We start from the raw sequence: 23,849 nt of genomic DNA on the forward strand, positions 1-23,849 counted from the left end.
TGCGCCGCCGCGGCTGGCCGAAAGCAAGCCTCGGAACGGCTCCGGAGGCGAGCTTTCGGCGCGAATCGACGAAAAGGGCGTTTTGCAGGCCTTTCTTCTGCTCACCACTATGTCGCGGCGGCGAACTTCAGCCTTCGGATGCGCTTCGAAACGAACAGTTGTGGATAGTCGTCGGCAATGTAGCGCTTGGCTTGGCCCCTAGGACGCCCTGCCCTGTTTCGATCCGCGAGCCGCTTTAACGGCGCTGCAAGCGTTCGACCGATGAGAATCGGTGCTCAGGCCGTGTTGGACCAGAACGAAGTCTTCTTACCGTGCTTGCCGCGTATCCGGGCTAAGAAGGCTTGGTGCGTCTCATGCTTTCCGAAGTCAGCGATATTCGCCGCCAACCCCGCGCATTCCAGTAAATGGCGCACCGCGTGCCTGTAGCGGCTGGTTCGACTTTGATCGAGCGCGAATACGATCATGGCGCGCAACGCCAGCGTCGCCGCCAATGGATGCTTTCCGGCCAGGGCTTCGGCACCCGGCGACAAAATTTCATAGCGATCTCCGTCGAGATCCCGGGAGCGCTGTAGGACAAGCTTTGCCGCCCGATCGAGCGCCGGCCATGACGCCAGGAACCACAGCGCCTGTTGGAAATTGGCGTGGCTTTCGACGATGTCGAGCGCTTTTGTTTCCACCTCGATATCGTCGAAGTCGGGAAGGCGCTTCAAATGCTCGCGTAAATGCCGCTCTGACAGAAAGCGCTCGAAGCACGACCAGCGCGCTGATTGCGCCTCTTCGCTTCTACTCAGCGCGTCGAGCGCCGCTATGCGCGCGTCGTCCCATTCGAACTCAGGGCGGTCGGCGCGCTCGCGCTCGGCGGCTTCCACAATCTGCAGCGCCTCGTCGGCGCGGCCGGCGGCGGCGAGCCGTCGGGAAATTTCCGCCGCGATTTTCGGAAATTTCGTCGCTCGTGTGTCATATTGCGCGATGAAGGCGTCGACGTCGCCCTGCGCGTCGGCAATGTCCCTCAACGCAAACCGGATGACGCTGGCCTGATGGCGATTCTGGATATCGTCTTCAAATATCGGACCGCTCGACGACCAGCCGATTTTGCGTCTTTCGTGATTCGCGAGTTTTTTCGTCGGCTCGTTGGACAGCGTGATGAGACGCTGCTTCAAATGCACGAGACCGGAGTCGCCGAGCGAACCGCTCAACGTGGCGATGAGGTGGTCGTATTGTCCATAGTCGTTGGCGAGCAGCGCCTGATATGTGCGGTCGGCCAACTCCACTGCGTTACAACGTGCGGTCTCGGCCAAGCGAGCGAGGTCCTTTGCTCCTTGGTGAAAAACTCCGATGATCGTGCCGCTACTGTCGTCGCAGCGCGCGAACACCGAAGCGGCGAGCGCTGTGAAGCTCCACATGAGATCGAGCGCTACTTTCGGATCCGCCGGTCCGACGTGATCGACGATTGCGCGTCGCTGCGTTTCGAGATCGTCGACGAGAGCGCGGCGTTTCTGCCAATCGATGAAGGCGCTGGACCGGGAGATCGCGGCGAGGCGTTTGCGAATTTCTCGTGAGGCGTCGGCCGGACTGCGGGCGCCGGCAAGCGCAAGGCGCAAACGTCGCTTTACGGCAGCGTCGCCACTGCTGATTTCCATCAACAGTTCGGCGAGCCGCGCGGCGCCGAGCGCTTCGAGGTTTTGAGCGTTGAGCGTGTTTTTCGACGCCATGAGGGAGTTTATAGCCGAATCGAGTTTCGCGGAGGCGTCGCAACTGTGACGGGGGCGGTCCGGTGGGGTGCCCGGTTAATTAAGCCGCCTTAAAACCTCAGGTCAACTATTTAAGGAGGCGTCCAGTTGCTTAAATAAGATGCCTGGGTCATGCTGCGCCCATGAGCGTTCAGAATTCCCATAGCTCTCGGCTCGGTCGATACGTGGAGGCGACTGTCGGCGGCGAAGTTGTACGCGCCTTCGTTCCCCCTCCTCTGCCGCCGAGCCCGAACATCGACCTCCTGCCCCTTCTCGGTCGCCTCAGTGCCGCGGAACGTGCGCTCGGCCGGCTCGATGGAGCAGCCATTCTGCTGCCGCGGCAGGAACTTTTTCTCTACATGTATGTCCGCAAGGAAGCCGTGCTCTCATCGCAAATCGAGGGCACGCAGTCGACCCTCGCCGATCTCCTTCGGTTCGAGACCGAGGCGCAGTCCGGTCAGCCGATCGACGACATTCGAGAAGTCTCGAATTATGTCGATGCGATGATGTATGGCCTCGAGCGGCTCGAAGACTTCCCGCTCTCGCTTCGACTCATTCGTGAGCTCCACGCCCGCCTTCTGCAGAGCGGTCGTGGTGAGACGAAAGACCCCGGCGAATTTCGTCGCTCGCAAAATTGGATCGGCGGCACGCGGCCAGGCAACGCGTTGTTCGTGCCGCCACCCCCGAGCGAGGTCAGCGGCTGTCTCGACGCCTTCGAGCGCTTTATTCACGAAACTCGATCGCAATTGCCGCCGCTGATCAAAGCTGGCCTGCTTCACGTCCAGTTCGAGACCATTCATCCGTTTCTCGACGGCAACGGTCGCGTCGGGCGCCTTCTGGTGACGCTGTTCCTGTGCGCCAATGGCGTGCTGCGCACTCCCCTCCTCTATCTCAGCCTTTATCTGAAGACGCATCGCGCGGACTATTATCGTCTTTTGCAAGAGGTCCGCGAGAATGGCGCTTGGGAGAGCTGGCTCGAATTTTTTCTGGAGGGCGTTGCCGAAACAGCGAATCAGGCCTTCGAAGCGGCCGTGCGGATCGCCGGTCTTTTCGCGAGCGACCGGGAGCGGATAGCAGCGGAGAGCGATCGGACGGGGTCATCTCTTCGCATTCACGACTTGCTTCAGCTGCATCCGTTCGTCACCGCGAACGACCTCGTCGCGCGTGCCGGGTTGAGCGCGCCGACAGTCAATGCGGCGCTGGCCGATCTCGAGCGTTTGGGCATCGTCGCGGAGATCACGGGCCGTCGGCGTGGTCGCGTTTTTAGCTACCGCGCTTATCTCGACATTCTCGGCGAAGGAACGGCTCCGCTGCGAGGGTGAACTCCGTTTCTCGCCTCGGGTGTTTGCAGAGAGCGCCCCTCCCGTTCGAGGAGCCTTTCCTCGACGAGGCGCAGGTTGAACGGAAATCGGAAGTAGATCTGTGGTGGGAACGATGGCGCTCGTACTTCACGAGCGATGGTCTGAGGCCGAAGATCGCCCCTCTCCGCTTAGCCACCCGTCAAGTGACGTCGCCCTCTTCGCGCTCCCTGCCCTCTTTTGTGAACGGTTCGGGATCGACTTGGGGGCGTCTTGCGGGGCAGTCCCTTCCGACGACTGCGGACGCGATGGGGTATGACCTAGTGAGGTCGCGAGCGAGAAGTTGGGCCTCGGTCGTCGACACTCACCAAGCGAATTTTTGATCGGGCGGCCGTTGTCTCTCGACCGCCCTGTCCAGCTTTGATCTCGACGCGGGCGCGCGACGGCCGGTTGACCGCTCTCCGCCGAGTTGCACGCGGACAACTTAGGAACGAGCGTGACACGCTTTGGTTCAAAACAGGTCCGATGAGTGGCCCTGGACGCCTCCCGTCGAAACTTGCGGGTGATTTACGTGCAACACCACCTTCGTCCCCGTGAGAGCGTCCCGCGTGGGGGCGTGGATGCGCCCAAAAAAGGGCTGGTTGCAGTGAGGGGAGTGATAGTTGATTGCATTCCCGATTTGCGGCGTCGTCGAGAGCGCGATCGATGATGTGTGAGGGGCGGCCTCATAGGGCGCGTGGGAAACAGCGGCGCTCGAAAAGCGAATAGCCCGAATCGCCACGGCATTCGGCTCTCCGCAGAGGCCCGGTCGGGTGCGAATGCCACTCCGACACTCTGTCGTATTGTTGGGTGATAGAACTTCGCTCGCATCGATTCAAGTTGCACGCGTGCAACTCCCGAGGGGGCGCAACTGTTGGCCGAAGCCGGCGCGATCGAAGCGGCCGAGTTGTCCGCGTGCAACTGGGGAATAGGGCCGCCTGGCGGCGAAGGCGTTGGACGCGGCGGTAACCTCTCGTTAAATAAAAACTCCTTGCGATGTGGAGCGAATCGGCCCTTATACTTCGATCAGCGCATTTCAGGGCCAACAGCTGAAATTTCCGCAGATCCAGGGAAGTCAAATGCCGACATCGATCATAAGCCAGCAGCGGGGTCCCGACGACCTGCGGTCGCTGATCAATGCCGACGCCGCCGAGTTGTCGATGCGCCTTCGCGCGCAGCAGATCAGGGATTTTCCGCCGGCCGCGCAGAAGACCATTCGGCGATTTTCCCCTGCGGAGGCCGCACGCTTCATCGGGATTCACGAGGGCTATTTGCGACAGCTCGTCGCGGAAGGGAAGGGGCCTCCGGCCCAGCCGAACAATCGGCGGACCTATTCGGTCGAGGACATCGACGGCCTCCGCGCCGAACTCGACCACAATGGCAAAGGCGCGCGCCGCTATGTGCCGCATCGCAAGGACGGCGAGCCTCTTCAAATCGTCTCGGTGATGAACTTCAAGGGCGGAAGCGGCAAGACCACGACCGCTGCACATCTCGCGCAATTTCTGGCGTTTCGGGGATATCGCGTGCTGGCGGTCGATCTCGATCCGCAGGCCAGCCTCTCGACCTTTTTCGGTCATCAGCCGGAGCTCGACGTCGGCGAAGGCGAGACGATCTACGGAGCCATTCGCTACGACGCGCAGCGTCGCGACATGGCAGAGATCGTCCGCGCCACGTACATACCGAATTTGCACGTGGTTCCCGGGCAATTGGAGCTCATGGAATTCGAGCATGAGACGCCCAAGGCGCTCATGGGACGACAGGAAAATAGCTCGCTGTTTTTCGCGCGCGTCTCCGAGGCGCTCTCGCAGGTGAGCTTCGCTTACGACATCGTCGTGATCGACTGTCCGCCGCAGCTCGGCTTTCTGACCCTTTCCGCGCTCTGCGCCGCGACCGCGGTCTTGATCACCGTGCATCCGCAAATGCTCGACGTGATGTCCATGTCGCAGTTCTTGAACATGACGGGCAGCCTGCTCGACGTCGTCGCCAACGCTGGTGGCGAGACGCAATATGATTGGATGCGATATCTGGTGACGCGCTACGAGCCGAGCGACGGCCCGCAAACGACGATGGTGGGGCTGCTGCGCTCGATCTTCGGCTCCCGAGTGCTCACGCATCCGATGGTGAAGAGCACGGCGATCGCCGACGCCGGCCTGACGAAGCAGACGCTCTATGAAGTCGAGCGGCAGCAGTTCACGCGCGGAACCTATGACCGCGCGGTCGAAGCGCTGGATCTCGTCAATGGCGAGATCGAAGGCCTTATTCGCGGCGTTTGGGGGAGAAGCTGACGATGGCGCGGAAAATCAGCTTCGACGCGCCTTTGGAGGAGACGCGGCCTCAGGAGGCGGAGGCGCGCGCCGCAGCGCCGCATCCGGCGCGTCCGCTTCTCGGTCTCGATCGTCCGATCAAGCAATCGAGCGCTCTCGGCGCCATATCGCAATCCTTGGGCGACATTTCCGAGCGTGTGAAGCGGGCCGAGCAGATCGAGCAGAAGCTGGTCGCAGGCCAAACCGTCGTCGAGATAGACCCCAGTCTCATCGACGCCTCCTTCGTGCCCGATCGCATGGATTCTACGCCGGAACAGAATGCGGCGTTTCGCGAGATGATCCGCGAGCATGGGCAGAATGTTCCCATTCTCGTCCGCCCGAAGCCGCCGGAGCGTTTCGAGGTGGCCTTCGGCCACCGCAGATTGCGCGCCGCTCGCGAGCTCGGCGTCAAGGTTCGCGCCGTCGTGCGCGATCTGACCGATGAGCAGCTCGTCGTCGCGCAGGGGCAGGAGAATAGTGGACGGACCGATCTCACCTTCATCGAGCGCGCGCGCTTCGCGGCGCGGCTCGAGGATCGGAAATTCTCGCGCGAGATCATCATGGCGTCTCTCAATGTCGACAAGGCCGCGCTGTCGCGCCTCATCGCCATCGCGACGCGCGTTCCCGGCGCGCTGATCGACGCGATCGGCCCCGCGCCCGGATTTGGCCGCGTGCGCTGGCAGGAGCTGACCGAGCTTCTCGATGTGGAAGACAATCGCGCGCGGGCGCGCGCCATTGTGGCGGAGCCCTCGTTCGGGGATTTGGACACCGATAAAAGGTTCCAAACCCTCTATGACCGGTTGCGCGTTCGCGAAGCCCGCCTTCGCCCCGAGACATGGAATGCAGAGGATGGGACGCGCGTCGCGCGCATCATGCGCTCCGGCAAAAAGCTGACGCTCACATTCGACGATCGTGTGGTCCCGCAATTCGGCGATTTCGTCGCCGAAAGGCTGCAGCTTCTCTATGAGGAGTACAAGGCCGGCGGAGATCGCGGGAGCTGACGCTTCTTTCGCGCCGCGTATCTGGCGCTGTTTTAGCGTTTCACGAAACCAACGGAGATTGATCGCAAAAGAAAAAGGCCCCCGTCACGTCGCCGTTCCGGAAGCCCCTTCTTTGTGTTGGCGCTCGAAGAATCACACTTCCGCAAATCGCTGTCAAGAGTCGGCGCCGTTTCGGTGAGCGGATTTCTTTTGCCTGAATGAGGCAAAGGAACATGCAGACACGTCCAACGACGCCCTTCGGGCGGCGGCCGCTGTCGCTCGCCATGGTGGCGAGCCAGGCCGCGACCGAGAATTTTGCCGCAAGGCCGGGCGCATCCGAAACCATCGTCCATAAGTGGCGATTATTTCGGGCGCTCACCGAAGCCAAAGAGCCGCTCGGCGTCACCGAGCGCGCGCTATCCGTATTGCACGCGCTGTTGAGCTTCCATCAGGAGACCGCGCTCAGTCTGCCGGAGACCAATGCAAAGGCGGCGGAAGCCGGCTCAGCTGGCGGCGGCATCGTCGTGTTCCCGTCGAACAGGGAGCTTTCGATCCGCGCGCATGGCATGGCGCCGGCGACGCTGCGCAGGCATCTCGCCTGTCTCGTCGATGCAGGGCTGATCATCCGCCGTGATTCCCCGAATGGCAAACGCTTCGCCCGAAAAGGGCAGGGGGGAGCCATAGAGGACGCATTTGGCTTCGATCTCGCGCCGCTCGTGGCGCGCTCGAGCGAAATCGAGAACCTCGCCGAGGAGGTGCGGGCCGAGAACCGTGCGATCGCGCTGCTGCGGGAAAAGATCACGCTCACTCGCCGGGACATCGTCAAGATGATCGAGACCGGATTGGAGGAGGGCGTTTCGGGCGACTGGGACGGCGCGCACCAACAATATGCGACGCTCTCGGGGCGCTATGGGCGGGGGATTTCGCGCGCCGATCTGGAGGCTTTGGCCGGCGAACTTGTCGCATTGGCGACGGAAATCCACAAGCTGTTGGAAGCGCACATAAAAGCTCAAAATATGAGCGGCAATGAGTCTCAAACTGAGCGTCACATACAGAATCAAACCACAAACTTTTCTGATCTTGAACCTAGCCTTCAAGAAGGCAGGACCGATCCACCCCGGCCAAACCTCGAACAGAGCAGGGGGCCGATCGTTCGAGCGCCGGAAGTATCCTCGGAACGCTCTCAAACTGTCGATTCCAAGCCAGCGCTTCGAGCCTATCCGCTCGGCATGGTGCTGGAGGCCTGTCCGGACATCGTCGATTACGGCAGAGGCGGCGAAATTTCCTCATGGCGAGACCTGGCGGCTGCGGCGGCGACGGTGCGCTCGGCGCTCGGCGTTTCGCCAGACGCCTGGTCGAAAGCCTTGGACGTCTTGGGCGAGCATGACGCCGCGATCGTCATCGCCGCGATCCTGCAACGCGGCGATGAGATCAAGAGCGCCGGCGGTTATCTCCGCGTCCTGACCGAAAAGGCGAGGGCAGGGGAATTCTCGCTCGGGCCGGTGCTGATGGCCCTGTTGCGAGGAAAGGCAGCGAAGGCGGCGAGAGATCGCAAGAGGGCGGGGTGATGTCGGAATGGATTTCCGGACGAGCCTCGGCAGTCCGCTCGATCACCGTGTTTCGGCGCCGAGCAACCGAAGTTTTTCCGCGCGGTCGAGCAGGCTTTTGACGGAGGAGGGCGCCCAGCGGGCTCCGCCGCGCGGCGTGCGCTCATACATGGCCTCGAGCTGCGCGCCGATTTGTGCGAGCGTCAGATCGGGATTGGCCCGTTTGATCCCGGCGACGAGCGTGACGAGGCGTTCGCTGCTGACTTTTCGGCTAGCGGCTTGATGAAGGAGGCGGGGCTCGATCAAACCCTCGGCCACGAAGCATTTGACCGCGCGCTTGAGGCGCTCGACGGTCCATTGGGGCAGGGGAGCGCCGCTGGAGCTATCGCGCTTGGCGTTGAGCACGCGCACGACATCCTGCCAGCGGTGATCCGGGCGCATTTGCCGGACGACCGGCAGCCAATGTTCGGCTGTTCGATTGATGCGCTCGAAATAGTTCGCCGCCTTCGCGTCGACGATGCGCTGGATGGCGTCGCGGTCGCCGGCGCGGAGTTTTGGATTGCCGCCGATGCGGCCGCGCTTTTTGGCGGCGCGCAAGCCGTCTTTGGTGCGCTCCTGGATCAGCGCGCGCTCCAACTCGGCCACGGCGCCGAGAACCTGCAGGGCGAAACGGCCCTGCGGCGTTGTCGTGTCGATGGGATCGGCGAGCGATTTGAAATGCGCGCCCTTGGCGTCGAGCTCGGCGATCACGGCGAGGAGATGCGACAGTGAGCGGGCCAATCGGTCGAGCCGCGCGACGACCAGCACGTCGCCGCGGCGCACCCGCGCCAGCGCCTTGGCCAGCTCCGGCCGCGAGGCCTTGGCGCCCGACATATGCTCGCGAAAAATCTCGACGCAGCCGGCCGCCTTCAGCACATCGGTCTGCGCGTCCGTGACCTGATCCTCGGTCGAGACGCGGGCGTAGCCGATCAGCCGTCCCTTGATGTTCGAATCCGTCATCGGGAGGCGACTTCCGATCCGCCGCGGTCGGAGAGAAGCGACAGCAGGGCAGGGTTCGTGTAAATTTTCTCCCTGCCTGCCTCAATTTCCTGGAGGAGCCCGAGGGACACGAGGGCTTTCAGATAAACGGAAGCGGATTGGCGCTTGGCGATGCCCGCGCCGACCAGATCGGCGATTCGGCAATAGGGATTGACGAATATGATCTCGGCCAATTCGCGAGAATAGATCTTTGGCAAGTCGCGCCGAATTCGTTCGGCGGTCCCGTCGAGCAGGTTACGGATCGCCCATATTTTTGCGGTCGACCATGTCGCGGTTTCGCGTATGGCGGCGAGCATGAACAAGATCCATGGCTCCCACGCGTCGTCCGTCGTGACGGCGAGTAGGCCATCGTAGTAGGACTTTTTATTATCAATGATATAGCGGCTCAAATACAGGACGGGAATATCGAGCAGCCCTTGTTCGACGAGGAACAGCAGATTGAGAACTCGGCCCGTGCGACCATTGCCGTCTGTGAACGGATGGATCGCTTCGAACTGGTAATGCACGATGGCGAGCCGGATCAGCGGATCGACGCCGTCATCCGTGTGGATGTAGCGCTCCCAATTGGCGAGTTTGTCGCGCAGCAGTCCGGCTCCTTCGGGCGGGGTGTAGACCACTCGGCCGGTCGCCTCGTTCAGCAGCGCCGTGCCCGGGGTTGCGCGGATATCGAGGTCCACTCCTTTGATGGTCCGACATATCTCGATGGCGCTCCGCGTCGAAAGCGGGCGGTCCTTCAGACTCTCGAAGCCCTGATAAAGCGCCGTGCGATAGCGGAGCGCCTCCTTGGTCGCAGGGTCGACGCCGGTTTCCGGCCGGTTGGCGAAGCGGAAGAGCCTGTCCGTGGTCGTGACGATGTTTTCGATCTCGGAGCTTGCTTGCGCTTCGAGGAGCGGAATCGAATTGATCAGAACCGACGGGTTGGGGATTAGCTGGCCCGAGATCTTGAGTTCCGCCAGCGCCGCGCGGCCCCCGACGCAGGCCTTGAGAATGGCCTTGGTCTCGACGTCGTGGCGCGGCGGCAGAGCCGGAAGTTCATTGTAAGGGCGGGCAGGGTCGAACAACATGTCGAAGAAGCCTGTGTCGATCGACAGATTGCTCCCGACATGTCGATGAGATCGACAAATGCCGAAAACGTGTCGATGATTCGAGTTTCTATCGACATGCAAGCTCCAGCGCAATAGGCAAATACATAATTGTATGTGACAACAAATCGACCGTTTGAAACCGCATCCGAAGGCCGAAGTTCCGCGCCGTCACGAGGGGGCGAGCAGGAGAATGGCCGGAAAAATAGTCCTTTTCGTCGAATTGCGGGCCGAAAGCGCGCCTCCGGAGCCGTTCCGAGGCTTGCTTTCGGCGGCCGCCGTGACGCATTTCGATCCAGTCGGCGAAAGAGAAAATAGCATCATCTATCACTCAAGCTAATTTCAATTTAGATTGATACCTGTCTTGATTCACACGGAATTGAACTGGGGTTAGATCTTCCCGGATCTGTTTCATTCGAGCGCTTGCAAGCGCCCTTCGAGAGCGCGTCGGACGCCCTAGCGCGTTTCGACGAGCGCCTTCGATCCAATCCCGTCGCCGAAGCGTTCGTTCTTCGACCGCTACGCCGGCTAGATGGGACGGGCCGAGAAGGATCGTCAGGTCTGCCTCGCGCATCTCATTCGCCAACACTCTTGCAGCAACGCGCAATACGCAAACGACTGGAGCGCCGAGCTCTACGCCTATATCCACTCGGTGATCGAGACTGGAGGCCGCCGCGCCATCGACGCTTACGAAGCGATCGGCCTGACCCTCGCCGGAAAGCCACTCGCGGAGGCCGCCCCGTCCTGAGCGATCCCGCTCGCGCCGAAACCTCCCCCGTCCGCTGCAAAATCGGCCTCTCCAAAGCCAGCCCGCACCCACCTCGCGGCCGCCAGAGATGATGGAGCCTGAGCAATTACCTCACGCCCTGTCATCGACGAGGCCGCTCGATATTCATGTGGTGTGACAACCTTTTCCCTGACCATCGGGACTGACGAGCCCAAATATTTTCTGGAAAGCGCTTGCAAAGCTCACGCTGATGCGCAAAAAGCTCGCGCGCTGAACACCATTATGATGGATCATTTTCGCTTTGTTCTTCTGAGTTGCGAATTCATGGTCCTCGGTTACTAGATTTGAGGCCTTCGATGTTTCCTCGCCGTGCTTTCTTCGGACCGAATTATGACAATCGCGCTCGCGCAATTTTTCTAGCATTCGCCGCTATTTGCCTGTTGAGCATCGCTGGTCAGATATCCGCGGCCTCGGCTGAAGACGGAGTGGCGGACATCGCCGCCAGCGCTGGTCTCGATCGCCACGCATCGGTGGGGCAGACCATTCAGCTCGATGCCTCCGGGTCCACCAGCGCGAGCGGGCGTGCGCTGCGCTACCGTTGGGCGATCACCCAGCGGCCGTCGGGCAGCGCCGCAGGGATTTCCGACAGCTCCGCCGTACGGCCCGTGTTCAAGGTCGACGTCGCGGGTGATTATATCTTTTCGGTCACGGCGCAGGCCGAGGGCGGCGACGACGATCGCAGCTCGGCGCGAGCGAGCGTCGTAGTCTCGACACAAAATGTCGCCCCTGTAGCCGACGCCGGCCTCGATCGGAAGGTCTCGGTCGGTGCGACCGTTGCGCTCGACGGCGCGCGCTCCTTCGATGCCGACGGCGACGCGATTGCCTATCGATGGACGCTGCTGCGCCGGCCTGCGCATAGCGCCGCCGCCCTGTCGTCGACGACCGTCGCGCGTCCGACATTCGTCGTCGACTCAGAGGGAGCCTATGTCGCGCAACTCGTCGTCGTCGACGCCACGGGCAAGATCAGTTCGCCGTCGTTGGTGACATTCTCTACGCGTGTCGCTTTGCGCGGCCGCGCCAGCGCGGGGCCGGCGCAACTGCTCGCGCAGGGCGCCACTGCGAGGGTCGACGCCGACGGAACCTATCTGCCGCCCGGAACAGCGGCCGTCACCAATGTCGGCTGGACGTTGCTGTCGAAACCCGCCGGAAGCGCCGCGCGCCTCAAGACGGGACCAGACGCCCGTCAGGCCGTGACGCTCGACCGCTCCGGCGATTATGTCGTGCAGGCGACGCTACAGGTCGTGGCGCGGGGCAGCGAAGACAGCCATGAGCACAGCCGCGAGGGCGACCGTGGCGACGATCACGGTCGCCCTCGGAATCGGGACCGCGACCGCAGTCACGACGATGATCACGAAGGGAGTGAAGGGACCCGCTCGCGTGGCGGTGCGCGCCCGGTCACGAGCCTGCTGACCACCGGCAATGTTCCCCCTGTGGCGAACGCAGGCGACGATCAGCGCGTCGCAGCCGGAGCGAAAGTCACGCTCGACGGCTCGCGCTCTACCGATGTGAACGGCGACGCGCTCACCTATCGCTGGGCGTTGATCTCGCGACCGGCGGGATCTTCCGCCGCGCTCGACGATCCCACCTCCGTCAAGCCCGGTTTCACGGCTGATGTCACCGGTTCCTATTTCGCCGAGCTCATCGTCGACGATGGGTTCGGCCATGCGCGGCCGGCGACAGTCGTCATCACGACGGAGGTCGCCGCGCCGATCGCCGATGCGGGGCGCGATCCGCTGGCGCGCGCGGGCGACATCGTTTCCCTCGACGGCTCGGCGTCGCGCGATCCGGAAGGCGGCGCGCTCTCGGCCAGCTGGACGGTCCTCGGCCTCGGCGACCAGCTTCCGGGCGCGCTCGCCAATGCCTCTTCTCTCACGGCCGCCCTCGCCATCTCGCCGAGCGGAAAGGACCGCTCTTCCGGCCCGACGCCGAAGCTCGTCGTGGCGCAGTTCACCGTCGAGAACCGTCTGCTGTTCTCGACCGACGACGTCGTCGTCTCCACGGTGGAGGCGCGTCCTGTCGCCGCGCCGCGGCAGGTCGGCGTCGCCTATCGCGGAGTCGTCGTGGGGCTCGACGGCTCATCCTCCATCAATCCCAATCTTCCGGCGACGCCGAACGGCGGGCTCACCTACAAATGGTCGCTGCTGTGGCGCCCCGCCGGCTCTGCGGCGGGCATCGGCAATCCGACGAGCGCGCTTCCGACGTTGAAGCCCGACGCCTATGGCCGCTATGTCGTTCAGCTGATCGTGTCGGACGGCGTGCTCAACAGCCGGCCGCGCACGCTCGTCGTCGAGGTGACGGCGCAGAAGCCGGTCGCTGCGATCTCCGCCAAATCCCCCGTTCTCGTCGGCCAGACGGCGAGCTTCGACGGCTCGACTTCCGTCGACCCGGACGGCAATCCGCTCACTTTCGCCTGGACGTTGAAGAGCGCGCCGGGAGGCAGCCGCGCCGCGGTGACCGACGCCGCCGCCTCCGTGGCGCATCTCGTTCCCGACGTGGCGGGCTCCTATACCGTCCAGCTGGTCGTCTCCGATCCGTATAACGCCTCTGCTCCGACGACAGCGACGATCGTCGCGCAGGGCGGTTTCACCTTCACGCCGGTGCCCGCGCAGAGCGTCGCGCTCGGCTCGAGCGTCTCCTTCACAGTCGCCGCGACCGACTCCAGCGGCAAGCCGGTGAGCTACGCCTATTCCGGAGCTCTGCCTCAGGGGGCGAGCTTCGATGCGACCACCGGTGCGTTCAAATTCAGGCCACAGAGCAATAATCCACCCGGCTATTCCTTCACCTTCCAGGCGACGAATGGGAAGGATGTGATCACGCTGACCGTTCCCGTGACGGTGACGGGGACGCCGGTCGGAACGACGGCGAGCCTCACGGCCAAGGTCTATGACGCCGTGAATTACGCGAATGGCGTGTCGACTCCGGTCGTCGGCGCGGCGGTCTCGATCGGCTCGATCGGCGCGACCAGCGACGCGACCGGCGCGATCGCCCTTTCCGGCCTCCCCGCCGGGCAGGGGACGCTCGTCGTCGCGGCCAGCGGAGCCACGCCCGCGCCCGACGGCTCGTCCTATCTCGACACGGTCCTCCCGGCGCCGCTGATCGCCGGCGTCGTCAACACGCTCGACGGCCCGATCCTTCTGGCGCGGGCCTCCGGCGGGGGCAGCGTCGGCGGCTCCGGCTCGACGACGATCACCAATTCTGCGCTCGGCGTGACGCTGACCATCGCGCCCAATTCGGCCTTCACCGCCAGCGGGGCGCCCTATACGGGTCAGGTGTCCATCGGCTCGCTGCCCGCGGGCACGCCGATCGGCCTGCCGGCCGGCTTCGCGCCCTGTCAGCTGCTGGTCGTCTCGCCCACAGGCGTCACCTTCAATCCTCCGGCCCAGCTCACCCTCGCCAACAATGACAGGCTTCCGCCCGGCGCGCAGGTCGATCTCTGGGCCTTCGATCCGCAGCTCGCCAGCGCCCGCGTCGTCGGAATCGGCCAGGTCTCGTCGGACGGCGCGCGCATCTCCACACTCATCGGGGGCGTTCCGGGCGGCACAGTGCTCGCCATGACGCCCCGCCACGCCGGAATGGTCGAACGCAAGACGCAGCCCGCCGACATATTCAACCCCAGCGCGCTCGGCGGCGGCGATCTCGCGACGAGCTTCTCGCCGCCGGGAATGCGCGAGCTCGGCGCCGCGCGCGGTCTGACTTTCGTCTACCATTCGACGACGGCCAACGCCCGTCCGATCGTCGACGCCGCGGCGCAGTTCGGCGCTGGGCTCGGCCTGCCGCAGACGCTGACGAGCCGGCTCACCCTCGCGAATATCGCGCAGCAAACGGCTTCGACGACCAATTTATCGACCCCGATCGCGGGCGCCGGCCCTCTCGATCCGGGCCGCGACAATGGCGTCATACAGGCCGGCGTCGCCGATGCGACCAATCTCGTCTCGGGCTCTTATCGCTATTCACTGCTCACCATCGCCAAATTCGCCTGCTCGGCGGTCGGCGCGCAGGCGACGGGGACGCTCGTCGTCAATAATCAGGCGAAAAGCCCCTTCGGCGCCGGCTGGCAGCTCGCCGAGCTGCAGAAGCTCGAGAAGCAGGCGGACGGCTCGCTCGCCATCGTCGAGGGCAATGGCCGCACGCTGATCGCGCATCCGGAGCAGGCTCCGGATTTTCTGCCCGACCCGGTCTATATCCCCGTCAGCGGACCTTTCCTCGGCGCGACGGCCGATCTGCTCGGCAATGGGCTTCCGTCGATCCTGCGGCTCGGCTGGCGGGACGGCTCTCTCAACGTCATTCTCAATCGCGGCGGCCGGCAATTCGTCAAGAGCGCATCGCCGATCATCGGCGACGCCGGCTCGCAAAACGCCAATGGCACTCTCAACGTCGATGTGACGGATGTCGCCGCCGGAGATGTGACCAGCGACGGCAATATCGACGTCGCCTATGTCAACTCGCGGCACAATCTCGCGAAGATTCTCGTCGGCGGCTCGGGCGGCTCCTTCCTGCCCGTGCCGCTCGCCGTCGAATCCAACGGCGCCGGCGGCGCCATTGTGATGGGCGACTTTATCGGGGATGGCGGCGGCCATCTCATGATGAGCGAAAATCAGGGCGGCTACCCCGATCTTCACATCATCTTCAACGACGATAGGAACAATTTCACCTTCCATCACGACGCGCCACGACTGCCCGGCTACAATGTCACCCATGTCAAAGTGCGTCTGCCGGGCTTTCAGCACGACACAGTCGCGGTGCTGACCACCGACGGCTCGCTCTCCTTCACCTATGGCGGAAACGCCGATGGCTTCGGCGGCCATTGGTCGCGCGGGCCGAGCGGTCTCGGCTATTGGCAGGTGGACGGAGACGAGTGGGTCTTCGACACGATCAGAATGCCGACGGCGCTCGGGCCGGTCGGCCCGTCACGCGCGCTCGCCACCGCCGACATCGACGCCTCCGGCCTGCCCGCCTTCGCCGTCGCCGCCTCCAACGCCGTCTATATCGTGCAATGGCGCCAGACCGGAGCCGGCAACCAATATATCCGCCAGACGCTCACGCTTCCCGGCGGCCTCGCGCCCGACAGCGTGACGCTGGCTCCGCTCGCCAATGGCAATCGTCCGAGCCTCATCGTCTCGGCGAAGAGCGCGGGGTTCTATGTCTTCCTCAATGACGGCAAGGGAAATTTCAATCCGACGCCGGTGAAGATCGACACGCCCTTCCGCGTCGGCTTCGAGATCGACGTCGCCGATTTCGATGGCGACGGTGTCGCCGACGTCGCGGTCAACGACATCGACAATGATCGCGTCGCCATTTATTTCGGCAAGCCGCATCCTGACGGCGCCTTCGTCTCGCCGATCGGCGATTACACGCGGCTGGTGCAGAATGGCGACGGAAGCTATCGGCGCATCTACAATGACGGGACCACCGTCACTTTCGGCGCCGACGGCTTCCAGACCAGGCTCGTCGACGCCAATGGCAATTCGACGGACTATTCGTACAACGGCCAGGGCCAGCTGACGCGGATCGTCGGGCCGACCGGCGTGACGACGAGCTTTTCCTATTCCGGCTCATGGCTCGCCTCCAGCACCGACGGCGCCGGCCGCACGACGAGCTATGAGCACGACGCCGCGGGCAATCTCACCAAGGTCGTCGACCCGCTCGGCAATGTCACGCAATATCTCTACGATGGCAATCGTCAGCTCGTCACGACGATCGATCCGAATGGCGGCAAGACGAGCAGCAGCTATTCATCGACGGGCCAGCTGAAGAGCCAGACCTATCCCGACGGGAGCACAGTGAAGCTCGACGTCTCGCGCGCGCTCGGCCTCGACGCTTTGGGCGTCGATCTCGGCGGGCCGACCAATGCGGCTTTCGTGCCCGTTGAGGACCGCATCACGCAGATGGTCGACGCCAAGGGCAATCTCAGCGAGTCGGAGGTCAATGAATGGGGCGCGGTGGTGCGCGTCACCGACGTTCTCGGCCGCGTCTCGCGCTTTTATCGCGATGACGCCAATCATGTCGTGCGCAGCGAAATCCCCGCTGGCGCGAGCACGGGCGCAATATCGCCGAGCCCTCTCGGCCTGCCGCAGATCGGCGCCTCGGACACGCTGATCGAGGAATTTCTCTGGGACGAGCGCGGCAATCTCCTGCAGCGGCGCGAGGGCGTCGGACATGCTGCCGATCCGGTGAGCGGCAGCCTTCTCGAGCGGGTCAGCTCTTATGTCTACGAGCCGACCCACGACAAATTGATCCAGAAGACCGACCCCGAGGGCAATGTCTCCAAATGGAGCTATGATGCCAACGGCAATATGACGGCGATGACCGACGCGCTCAGTGGGGTCACGGCCTATACATATGACGCCCGCGGCCTCGCGCTCACCAAGACCGATCCACTCGGCCATGTGACGAGCTATGCCTACAACACCAGCGGCAATCTCGCGCGCACGACCGACACGACGGGCGCGGCCTTCGACCGCTATTACGACGGCAGCGGCAATCTCATCCTCACCGTCGACGCAGTGGGAACCGCGATCGCCCGCAATCGGGCCTCACGCTACGACGCGAATAATCGTCTCGTCCAGCAGACTTCCGCCGCCGGCCAAGTGACGGCGACGAGCTATGACGGCAATAGCAATGTCATTCAGATCGTCGATCCGGCCGGCAATGTCACGCGGCGCAGCTTCGACGGCGACAATCGTCTCGTCTCCGAGACGACGCCCGACGCCGGGACGAGCAGCTTCACCTATGACGCCAATGGCAACCGGCTGACGGCGACGGACGCCTCGGGCGCGGTGACGAGCTATGCCTATGACGCCGCCAATCGCCTCGTCACGGTCACCGACGCGCTCGGCGCGACGCGCAGCCTCGGCTATGATCTGCGCGACAATGCGGTGAGCGTCGTCAATGCGCGCGGTAAGCAGACGCAGCTCGGCTATGACGTCTACAAGCGCCTAGACCTACGCGTCGATCCGTTGGGCGGTCGCTGGCTGACCCGCTATGACCGCAATGACAATCCCGTCTCGCTCTCGACGCCCACGGGGCAAAGCCAAGCGCTCGCCTATGATCGGCTGCAGCGGCTGATCGGGGAGGGCGGGACGAGCTTCTCCTATGACGCCGCGTCCAATCTGGTGTCGACGCGCGGCGACAATGGCCTCGGCTATGATTTCGGCTATGACGGGCTGAACCGCCCAGTCGGCATGCAGACGGCGGGCTATCCGCTCTCCGTCGTCTTCTCCTACGCCTATGACGCGCTGTCGCGGCGCGTGTCGATGAACGACAGCCTCGGCGGCGTCACAGCCTACGCCTATGACGCGGAAGATCGCGTCACGGCGATCGGGACGCCATGGGGCCAGACCATTACCCAGAGCTACGACGGCGCCGGCCGGCCGCAGCGTCTCGTATTTCCCAATGGACTGGAGGCCGATCTTTCCTTCGAGGCGCAGACGGGGCGGCTCGCCAGCCTCGCACATCGGCCGACGCCGGCCGGCAATCCCCTCCTGAAATTCGACCACGCCTATGATCTGCGCGGCAATCTCTCCGCCCTCGCCGAGCTCTCGGGAACCAAGACCTTCTCCTATGACGCCGTCGAGCGTCTGACCGGCGCGAATTTGGTCGCTCCGCCGCAGCAGATCGAGAGCTATTCCTACGATCCGGAAGGCAATCGCATCGCCTCCCATATCTCGGCGAGCTACGCCGTCGACAACGCCGACCGTGTGCTGGAGAACGCCGACAATCGCTACGAATGGAGCGCCGACGGCCAGCTGACCAAGCGCACGCCCAAGAATGGCGGCGTCGCCTGGAGCTTCGTCAGCTCGTTCCGCGCCCGCACGAACCAGATGCGGCTCGACGCCGCTCTCGGCTCCGACGGGACGACCATCGGCTTCGTCTACGACCCGTTCGGGCGTCTCGTGTCGCCGCAATGGCCGGCTCCGCGTGGTAATGAGGAGCTCTATTACGACGGTCCCGACGTCGTGCTGGCGCGGCGGCGTCTCGCCAGCGGCGACCAATGGGTGCGCTATGTCCACGGCCCTCTGGACGACCAGCCGCTGGCGACGGAAGTCTATGCGCAGGGCGCGGCTCCGACGCCGGGGACGGGATCGCAGTTCTACTATCATGCCGATGGCGAAGGCTCGATCCGCCTTATCACCAACGCCGGCTCCACCGTCTTCAACCGTTACGACTATGACAGCTTCGGTCGGCGACTGGCGGTGGTGGAGAGCCTTCCCTTGCAGCCCTATGGCTGGAAGGGGCGGGAATGGATCCCCGGCCCTGACATTTATTACAACCGCGCGCGCTTCTACGATCCGGCGCTCGGGCGCTTCCTCGCCGAGGATCCGCTCGGCTATGGCGGCGGCGATTCCAACCTCTACAGCTTCGCCTGGAACAATCCGAAGAATTGGAGCGATCCGAGCGGGCTGAGCGCCGCGGCGGAAGAGGGGGCGATCGATCAGGCGACTGTCGGCGCCATTCTCGGCGGCGGCATCGTGACGACGGCGGAGGGGACCACCGCGCTGACGACTGGCGCAGACGCGGCCTTTGTGGCCGCGCGCAGCGGCAGCGCAGTTCAGAAGATCGGCGCGCGCATCGCTTGCACTTTCTTCGTGCTGGCCGACGCGCTCTCCTTCGCCAACGACCCATCGCTAGTCGGCGCCTATGACCTCGTGACCGACATGTCGTCCTGCGCGGTGAAGGCGGTGAAGAAACCGCAGCCTCCGACGCGCAAGTCCTCGCCGTCGCCGGGATGCTCGATCTCGGGCTTCTCGTCCTTCGAGGCGGGGACGCCGATCGAGACGGCGCAGGGCCGCCGGCCGATCGAGGAGATCGCGATCGGCGATCTGGTCGCGGCGCGCGACGGCTTCACCGGGGAGGTAGGCTGGCGTCCGGTGCGCGAGCTGTTCCGCCGCACGGCGCCGAGCATCGTTCATCTGACGCTCGACGGGCCGGATGGACGACGCGAGACGCTCAATGTGACGAGCGAGCATCCGTTCTTCGTGGCGGGCAAGGGCTGGACGGAGGTGCGTCGGCTCGAGAGGGGCGACCGGATTATCTCCGAGCACGACGCGACGCTCGCGGTGACCGATGTCTCAATGGAAGAGCAGCCGACGCTGGTCTATAATTTCGCGGTCGGACAGGACCATAATTATTTCGTCGGAGACGAGGGCGCAGAAGCGCATAATGCGCCAGGATGGTTCTGGAAAAATGTGTTGAACAACACGAACACACCCAATTCTATAAAGGGGTGGATTCAAACGGAACTAGCGAGAACGAAAGGGGATTGGTCACGAATAAGAAACCCGCCCGGAATGGATTGTGGTCACTACCCTTCGAACAGAGGCGCCCATGACCCGCGGTCACGCCTTGAGTGGGCCGCCGATAATAGAGCTCGTCCAGGCCTTACCGGAAGGAACCCGCTATGGCGATAGATCGCAGACATTCGAATCGCGTTCTCAGCGCAGCGGGCTTGGACGGCGAGCGTCTTGCCCAGGCGATTTCCTCCGGCAAAATAGTTTTCTCTGAGCCGGCAGAGCCTAGTTCAAAAGAATTCGTTGCCTTGATCAACTTAGCTAACGCTGAGCGGCGAAGCGAGAAATTTACTGGCGGAATGCTAAGATTTGGAAAAGTTTGGGCTTTAGAAAAGAACGACACATTAATGGAGTTCCAAATTGAAGATGAGCGAGGCAAAATTCGTAGTGCCGTTCCATTCTGGCCGGCTGAAAAATATGCAGCATACGCAAGAGACGCCCTCGGATTGACAGCTAATATACGCGAACTCGATATTCTGGAATATATTTTTAGTGTCTTAGCTGTTGATTTGCCAGCCAAAAAACTGTTTGCAGCGAGGTTTTGGCTTCCAAGCAAGCGTACCGTAGTCGATCCTCCGCGAATCCTTGCAAAGAAACACCTTGAAAGTATCGCGTGGTATTACAAGGTTGAGAGCGGTCCGTTGGCGTCGAAAATGTCCGATGAAGAATATCGTATCGCTCTCAAGGACGCTTACCATCGGCCGATGAAGTGCGGCCCCAAAGGTAAGCTGCCTTGACAGCGCCCCTGTTCCGCGAAGACGCTTCCCCAACGGGCTCGAAACCGATCTCTCCTTCGAGGCGCAGACGGGGCGGCTCGCCAGCCTCGCGCATCGGGCGACGCCGTCCGGCAATCCCCTCCTGAAATTCGACCACGCCTATGATCTGCCCGGCAATCTCTCCGCCCTTGCCGAGCTCTCCGGAACCAAGACCTTCTCCTATGACGCCGTCGAGCGTCTGACCGGCGCGAATTTGGTCGCTCCGCCGCAGCAGATCGAGAGCTATTCCTACGATCCGGAAGGCAATCGCATCGCCTCCCATATCTCGGCGAGCTACGCCGTCGACAACGCCGACCGCGTGCTGGAGAACGCCGACAATCGCTATGAATGGAGCGCCGACGGCCAGACAATTGCTCTTTCATCTGATCAGCCGGCTCTACGAACGAACCTCGATCATCGTCACCACCAATCTCGCTTTTGGCGAATGGCCGAGCGTGTTCGGCGATGCGAAAATGACCAGCGCGCTGCTCGACCGCCTCACTCACCATTGCGACATCGTCGAAACTGGCAATGAAAGCTGGCGCTTCAAGAACCGCGCCTGACGCCCCCGATCAAATCGCGAACCGAAACGCACTCGCCCCGGCTGCGCAACCCCGCCAGGCTCCGCCGGGGCGAGCGCTCGCGTTCCGCCCTATGAAAAATGGGGGTCAATTTTGAACGCCGATCGGGGGTCAATTTTGGATGCCGATTGACAGAGGAAGACCCACCGAGAGTGAAGCAGAGCCGAGTTAACGGCAACGCGACAGAAATGGCGTCCTTTGAAAAGATCGTCCACGCGCAGCATCGCCCATAACCCCAGCGCCCCAGCGTCTGGTTGTGCCCACGGAAAGATTATGTACGCTCACGCCGTTCGCGCCAGAACCCGCGGACGGAGGCCGGCTGCATTGGCTTCTATGAGCAATTGGATGATGGGCGCGTCAAGTCTTGCGAATATTCCACGCTTTGCGGCGCCGGAAATACCATTCTCAGGCACGCCCCCCGCGACGGCCCGGCGGCAATCTCGACATGACCACCGTGCAATCGCATGATCTTCTGAACCAGATCGAGCCCAAGGCCCGCGCCGCTCCCTGCGTGACTGAGACGGTAGAAGGGCTCGAAGACTTGTTCGTGTTCTTCCGGCGGGATGCCGTCGCCCTCGTCGCACACGTCGATCCATCCGGCACTAGCGACACGGACCGTGATCGTTCCACGTCGGCCGCCATGATCGATCGCATTCTGCACGAGATTGGCCAACGCTCGTTCGAGCGCCGTTTCGTCCCCCAGAGTCACGACGCTGTCGGCTTCTGGCTCGAACGCCATGTCATACCCCGCAGCAAAGGCGAGTGGCGCAAGGTCCAGAACGACCTTCTCGGCCATGACCGCTAGGTCCACTGGATTGCGCGAAGCGTCCCCCTGATCGAGGCGCTGAAGATCGAGGAGTTGCCCCGCCAACACTGCGAGGCGTGAGGTGTCTTCTAGCAACCGTGCCCGATCCGACCCGGCTGGCAGGGCAGAAATACGGGTTGTCAGAATGGCGATCGGAGTGCGCAGTTCGTGTGCCGCATCGGCAAGGAAGCGTTTGTGTCTCTCATATCCCCGATCGAGACGGTCCAGCGCCTGATTGACCGTCTTCACGAACGCAACCACCTCGGCAGGCACGCGATCCGTCGAAAGGCGCCCCCCGCTGCGGTCGATGTCAATGTGTTCCGCATCCTTCGCGGCTTTGCCCAATCCGGCCATCGCGCGGCGGACGGCGAAGGGCGTGACCAGAATAGTCGCCAGCGTCGTGAGCCCGATGATGGGCAGGACCACGTTGAGAAACAGCGGTTGCGCCGTCGCGATGACTTTACTTGCCGAAAGGCGTCCCTTCGCCGCCGCCAGCATCTGAAGACGGCCGGCTTTCGTCTCCACCCAACGAACGACAGCGATCGGTGGAGTGTCATCACTCGGATGCGCGCCCAGACGGGCCTGGTCGATGTGGTCTAGCGCGTTGGCAACGGGTACTAGATCGGACGGGACGGCGCTTTCGGATAGCCGATGCCCCTGGGCATCGCGGACGAGGAACCAGAGATCGGGATTTTCTGATCGAAGGCGCGTCAGATCGGGCGTAGCGGTCAACATCAGTTCACCTTGGGGCGCACGCTCGACAGCTTCGGTCAAGACATCGATCGTGCTGCCTTCGTATTCGTTGCCCAAGGCGCCACTGCGCCACATCAGGCCGATGACCGTTAGGATGAGCACACCAAGCAAAGCCAGCATGGCCGCCTGCGTGACCGCGAGATAAACGACGAGACGCCATTGGAGCGATCGGGGATACCGCAGCCTCATGGCGCCTCGCGTAGTAAATAGCCGACACCGCGAACGCCGTTGATGATGACGCCGCCATCGGCCAGCTTTCGCCGCAACCGAGATACCTGGGTGTCGAGTGCATTGGGCTGCACCTCGTTATCCAATGCAAAGACCGCCTCCATCAGCAAAGCGCGCGGCACCATGCGCCCCAGGCGGCGCAGCAGCGCTTCCAGTACGAGGATTTCCCGCCGTGTGAGATCCAACACCTTGTCTTCGATGCTGGCTTCGCGGTTCATGAAGTCGAAAGACAGGCGACCGGCACGAATGCTGGTTGATTGCACATTGGCGGGTCGGCGCAGCAGCGCGCGCAAACGCGCCATGAACTCGTCGAAGGCGAAGGGCTTTGCCAGATAGTCGTCCGCCCCTTGGTCGAGTCCCGTCACGCGGTCGGAGAGATCGCCGCGGGCCGTGAGAACGAGGACCGGCACGAAATTGCCTTGCGCCCGCAATTTCGGAATCAGGGAAAGGCCGTCCCCATCGGGTAATCGGCGGTCCAGCACCATGGCGTCGTAAGAGCACGCTCCCACAATTACCTCAGCTTCAAAGAGGGTTGGCGCATGATCCACAATCATGTCATGGCGGGTCAGCGCGGCACGCAGCGCAGAAGCCATCTCGGGCTCGTCTTCGACCAATAACACTCGCATGTCGCCGTTT

General features: G+C 63.0%; 12 protein-coding genes and 1 pseudogene. 8 read left to right on the top strand and 5 right to left on the bottom strand.

The window, feature by feature from the left end; genetic code table 11:
* Nucleotides 1–275 precede the first annotated feature (275 nt).
* Nucleotides 276–1,712 (bottom strand): DUF6880 family protein, encoded by a 1,437-nt coding sequence (locus METLW3_RS0121960; protein ID WP_024881912.1) that lies wholly within the window; start codon nucleotides 1,710–1,712, stop codon nucleotides 276–278.
* Nucleotides 1,713–1,873: 161 nt separating this feature from the next.
* Here METLW3_RS0121960 and METLW3_RS0121965 point away from each other — a divergent pair, with 161 nt between their 5' ends.
* The 4 genes from METLW3_RS0121965 to repC all read left to right on the top strand — a co-directional run bounded on the left by METLW3_RS0121965 (nucleotide 1,874) and on the right by repC (nucleotide 7,918).
* Nucleotides 1,874–3,052 carry a Fic family protein gene (locus METLW3_RS0121965; RefSeq protein ID WP_024881913.1) on the top strand — a complete coding sequence of 393 codons (1,179 nt, stop codon included), beginning with the start codon at nucleotides 1,874–1,876 and terminating at the stop codon, nucleotides 3,050–3,052.
* Between the two features lie 1,094 nt (nucleotides 3,053–4,146).
* Entirely contained in the window at nucleotides 4,147–5,352 is a 1,206-nt protein-coding gene (gene repA, locus METLW3_RS0121970) for a plasmid partitioning protein RepA (protein WP_024881914.1), read from the top strand.
* Between the two features lie 2 nt (nucleotides 5,353–5,354).
* Entirely contained in the window at nucleotides 5,355–6,371 is a 1,017-nt protein-coding gene (gene repB / locus METLW3_RS0121975; protein WP_024881915.1) for a plasmid partitioning protein RepB, read from the top strand.
* 212 nt (nucleotides 6,372–6,583) lie between these two features.
* On the top strand, nucleotides 6,584–7,918 hold the full coding sequence (gene repC, locus METLW3_RS0121980) for a plasmid replication protein RepC (protein ID WP_036310105.1): 1,335 nt from the start codon (nucleotides 6,584–6,586) through the stop codon (nucleotides 7,916–7,918).
* 42 nt (nucleotides 7,919–7,960) lie between these two features.
* Here repC and METLW3_RS0121985 read toward each other — a convergent pair whose 3' ends face one another.
* Both METLW3_RS0121985 and METLW3_RS0121990 read right to left on the bottom strand, forming a co-directional pair.
* Nucleotides 7,961–8,896 carry a recombinase family protein gene (locus METLW3_RS0121985; protein ID WP_024881917.1) on the bottom strand — a complete coding sequence of 312 codons (936 nt, stop codon included), beginning with the start codon at nucleotides 8,894–8,896 and terminating at the stop codon, nucleotides 7,961–7,963.
* Nucleotides 8,893–9,999: a Fic family protein gene (locus METLW3_RS0121990; RefSeq protein ID WP_024881918.1), complete on the bottom strand. Its 1,107-nt coding sequence runs from the start codon at nucleotides 9,997–9,999 to the stop codon at nucleotides 8,893–8,895. The genes METLW3_RS0121985 and METLW3_RS0121990 overlap by 4 nt, the downstream gene beginning before the upstream one ends.
* Before the next feature lie 550 nt (nucleotides 10,000–10,549).
* On the opposite strand from METLW3_RS0121990, the gene METLW3_RS0122000 reads away from it, so the two are divergent.
* The 4 genes and pseudogenes from METLW3_RS0122000 to METLW3_RS27105 form a co-directional block, all read left to right on the top strand.
* Nucleotides 10,550–10,765 carry a hypothetical protein gene (locus METLW3_RS0122000; protein WP_024881919.1) on the top strand — a complete coding sequence of 72 codons (216 nt, stop codon included), beginning with the start codon at nucleotides 10,550–10,552 and terminating at the stop codon, nucleotides 10,763–10,765.
* Nucleotides 10,766–11,229: 464 nt separating this feature from the next.
* On the top strand, nucleotides 11,230–20,211 hold the full coding sequence (locus METLW3_RS0122010) for a PKD domain-containing protein (RefSeq protein ID WP_198022848.1): 8,982 nt from the start codon (nucleotides 11,230–11,232) through the stop codon (nucleotides 20,209–20,211).
* On the top strand, nucleotides 20,202–20,828 hold the full coding sequence (locus METLW3_RS28525) for a DUF2750 domain-containing protein (protein ID WP_157516644.1): 627 nt from the start codon (nucleotides 20,202–20,204) through the stop codon (nucleotides 20,826–20,828). Before METLW3_RS0122010 ends, METLW3_RS28525 begins: the two co-directional genes overlap by 10 nt.
* Nucleotides 20,829–21,214: 386 nt before the next feature.
* Nucleotides 21,215–21,409: pseudogene (locus tag METLW3_RS27105) on the top strand (ATP-binding protein); the annotation flags it as partial.
* A 349-nt stretch (nucleotides 21,410–21,758) separates the two neighbouring features.
* Here METLW3_RS27105 and METLW3_RS0122025 read toward each other — a convergent pair.
* A complete protein-coding gene (locus METLW3_RS0122025) occupies nucleotides 21,759–23,174 on the bottom strand; it encodes a HAMP domain-containing sensor histidine kinase (protein ID WP_024881923.1) in 1,416 nt (471 codons plus the stop codon).
* Nucleotides 23,171–23,839 carry a response regulator transcription factor gene (locus METLW3_RS0122030; protein ID WP_024881924.1) on the bottom strand — a complete coding sequence of 223 codons (669 nt, stop codon included), beginning with the start codon at nucleotides 23,837–23,839 and terminating at the stop codon, nucleotides 23,171–23,173. Before METLW3_RS0122030 ends, METLW3_RS0122025 begins: the two co-directional genes overlap by 4 nt.
* Between the last annotated feature and the right edge of the window lie 10 nt (nucleotides 23,840–23,849).

It is taken from the genome of Methylosinus sp. LW3, from assembly GCF_000527115.1.
Classification (GTDB): Bacteria; Pseudomonadota; Alphaproteobacteria; order Rhizobiales; family Beijerinckiaceae; genus Methylosinus.

Bases quoted from the DNA above. Each gene is read 5' to 3' on its own strand.
- METLW3_RS28525 (WP_157516644.1), top strand. From the start codon at position 20,202: ATGGCGATAGATCGCAGACATTCGAATCGCGTTCTCAGCGCAGCGGGC.
- repC (WP_036310105.1), top strand. From the start codon at position 6,584: ATGCAGACACGTCCAACGACGCCCTTCGGGCGGCGGCCGCTGTCGCTC.
- METLW3_RS0121990 (WP_024881918.1), bottom strand. From the start codon at position 9,999: ATGTTGTTCGACCCTGCCCGCCCTTACAATGAACTTCCGGCTCTGCCG.
- repA (WP_024881914.1), top strand. From the start codon at position 4,147: ATGCCGACATCGATCATAAGCCAGCAGCGGGGTCCCGACGACCTGCGG.
- METLW3_RS0121965 (WP_024881913.1), top strand. From the start codon at position 1,874: ATGAGCGTTCAGAATTCCCATAGCTCTCGGCTCGGTCGATACGTGGAG.
- METLW3_RS0121985 (WP_024881917.1), bottom strand. From the start codon at position 8,896: ATGACGGATTCGAACATCAAGGGACGGCTGATCGGCTACGCCCGCGTC.
- METLW3_RS0122030 (WP_024881924.1), bottom strand. From the start codon at position 23,839: ATGCGAGTGTTATTGGTCGAAGACGAGCCCGAGATGGCTTCTGCGCTG.
- METLW3_RS0122000 (WP_024881919.1), top strand. From the start codon at position 10,550: ATGGGACGGGCCGAGAAGGATCGTCAGGTCTGCCTCGCGCATCTCATT.
- repB (WP_024881915.1), top strand. From the start codon at position 5,355: ATGGCGCGGAAAATCAGCTTCGACGCGCCTTTGGAGGAGACGCGGCCT.
- METLW3_RS0121960 (WP_024881912.1), bottom strand. From the start codon at position 1,712: ATGGCGTCGAAAAACACGCTCAACGCTCAAAACCTCGAAGCGCTCGGC.
- METLW3_RS0122025 (WP_024881923.1), bottom strand. From the start codon at position 23,174: ATGAGGCTGCGGTATCCCCGATCGCTCCAATGGCGTCTCGTCGTTTAT.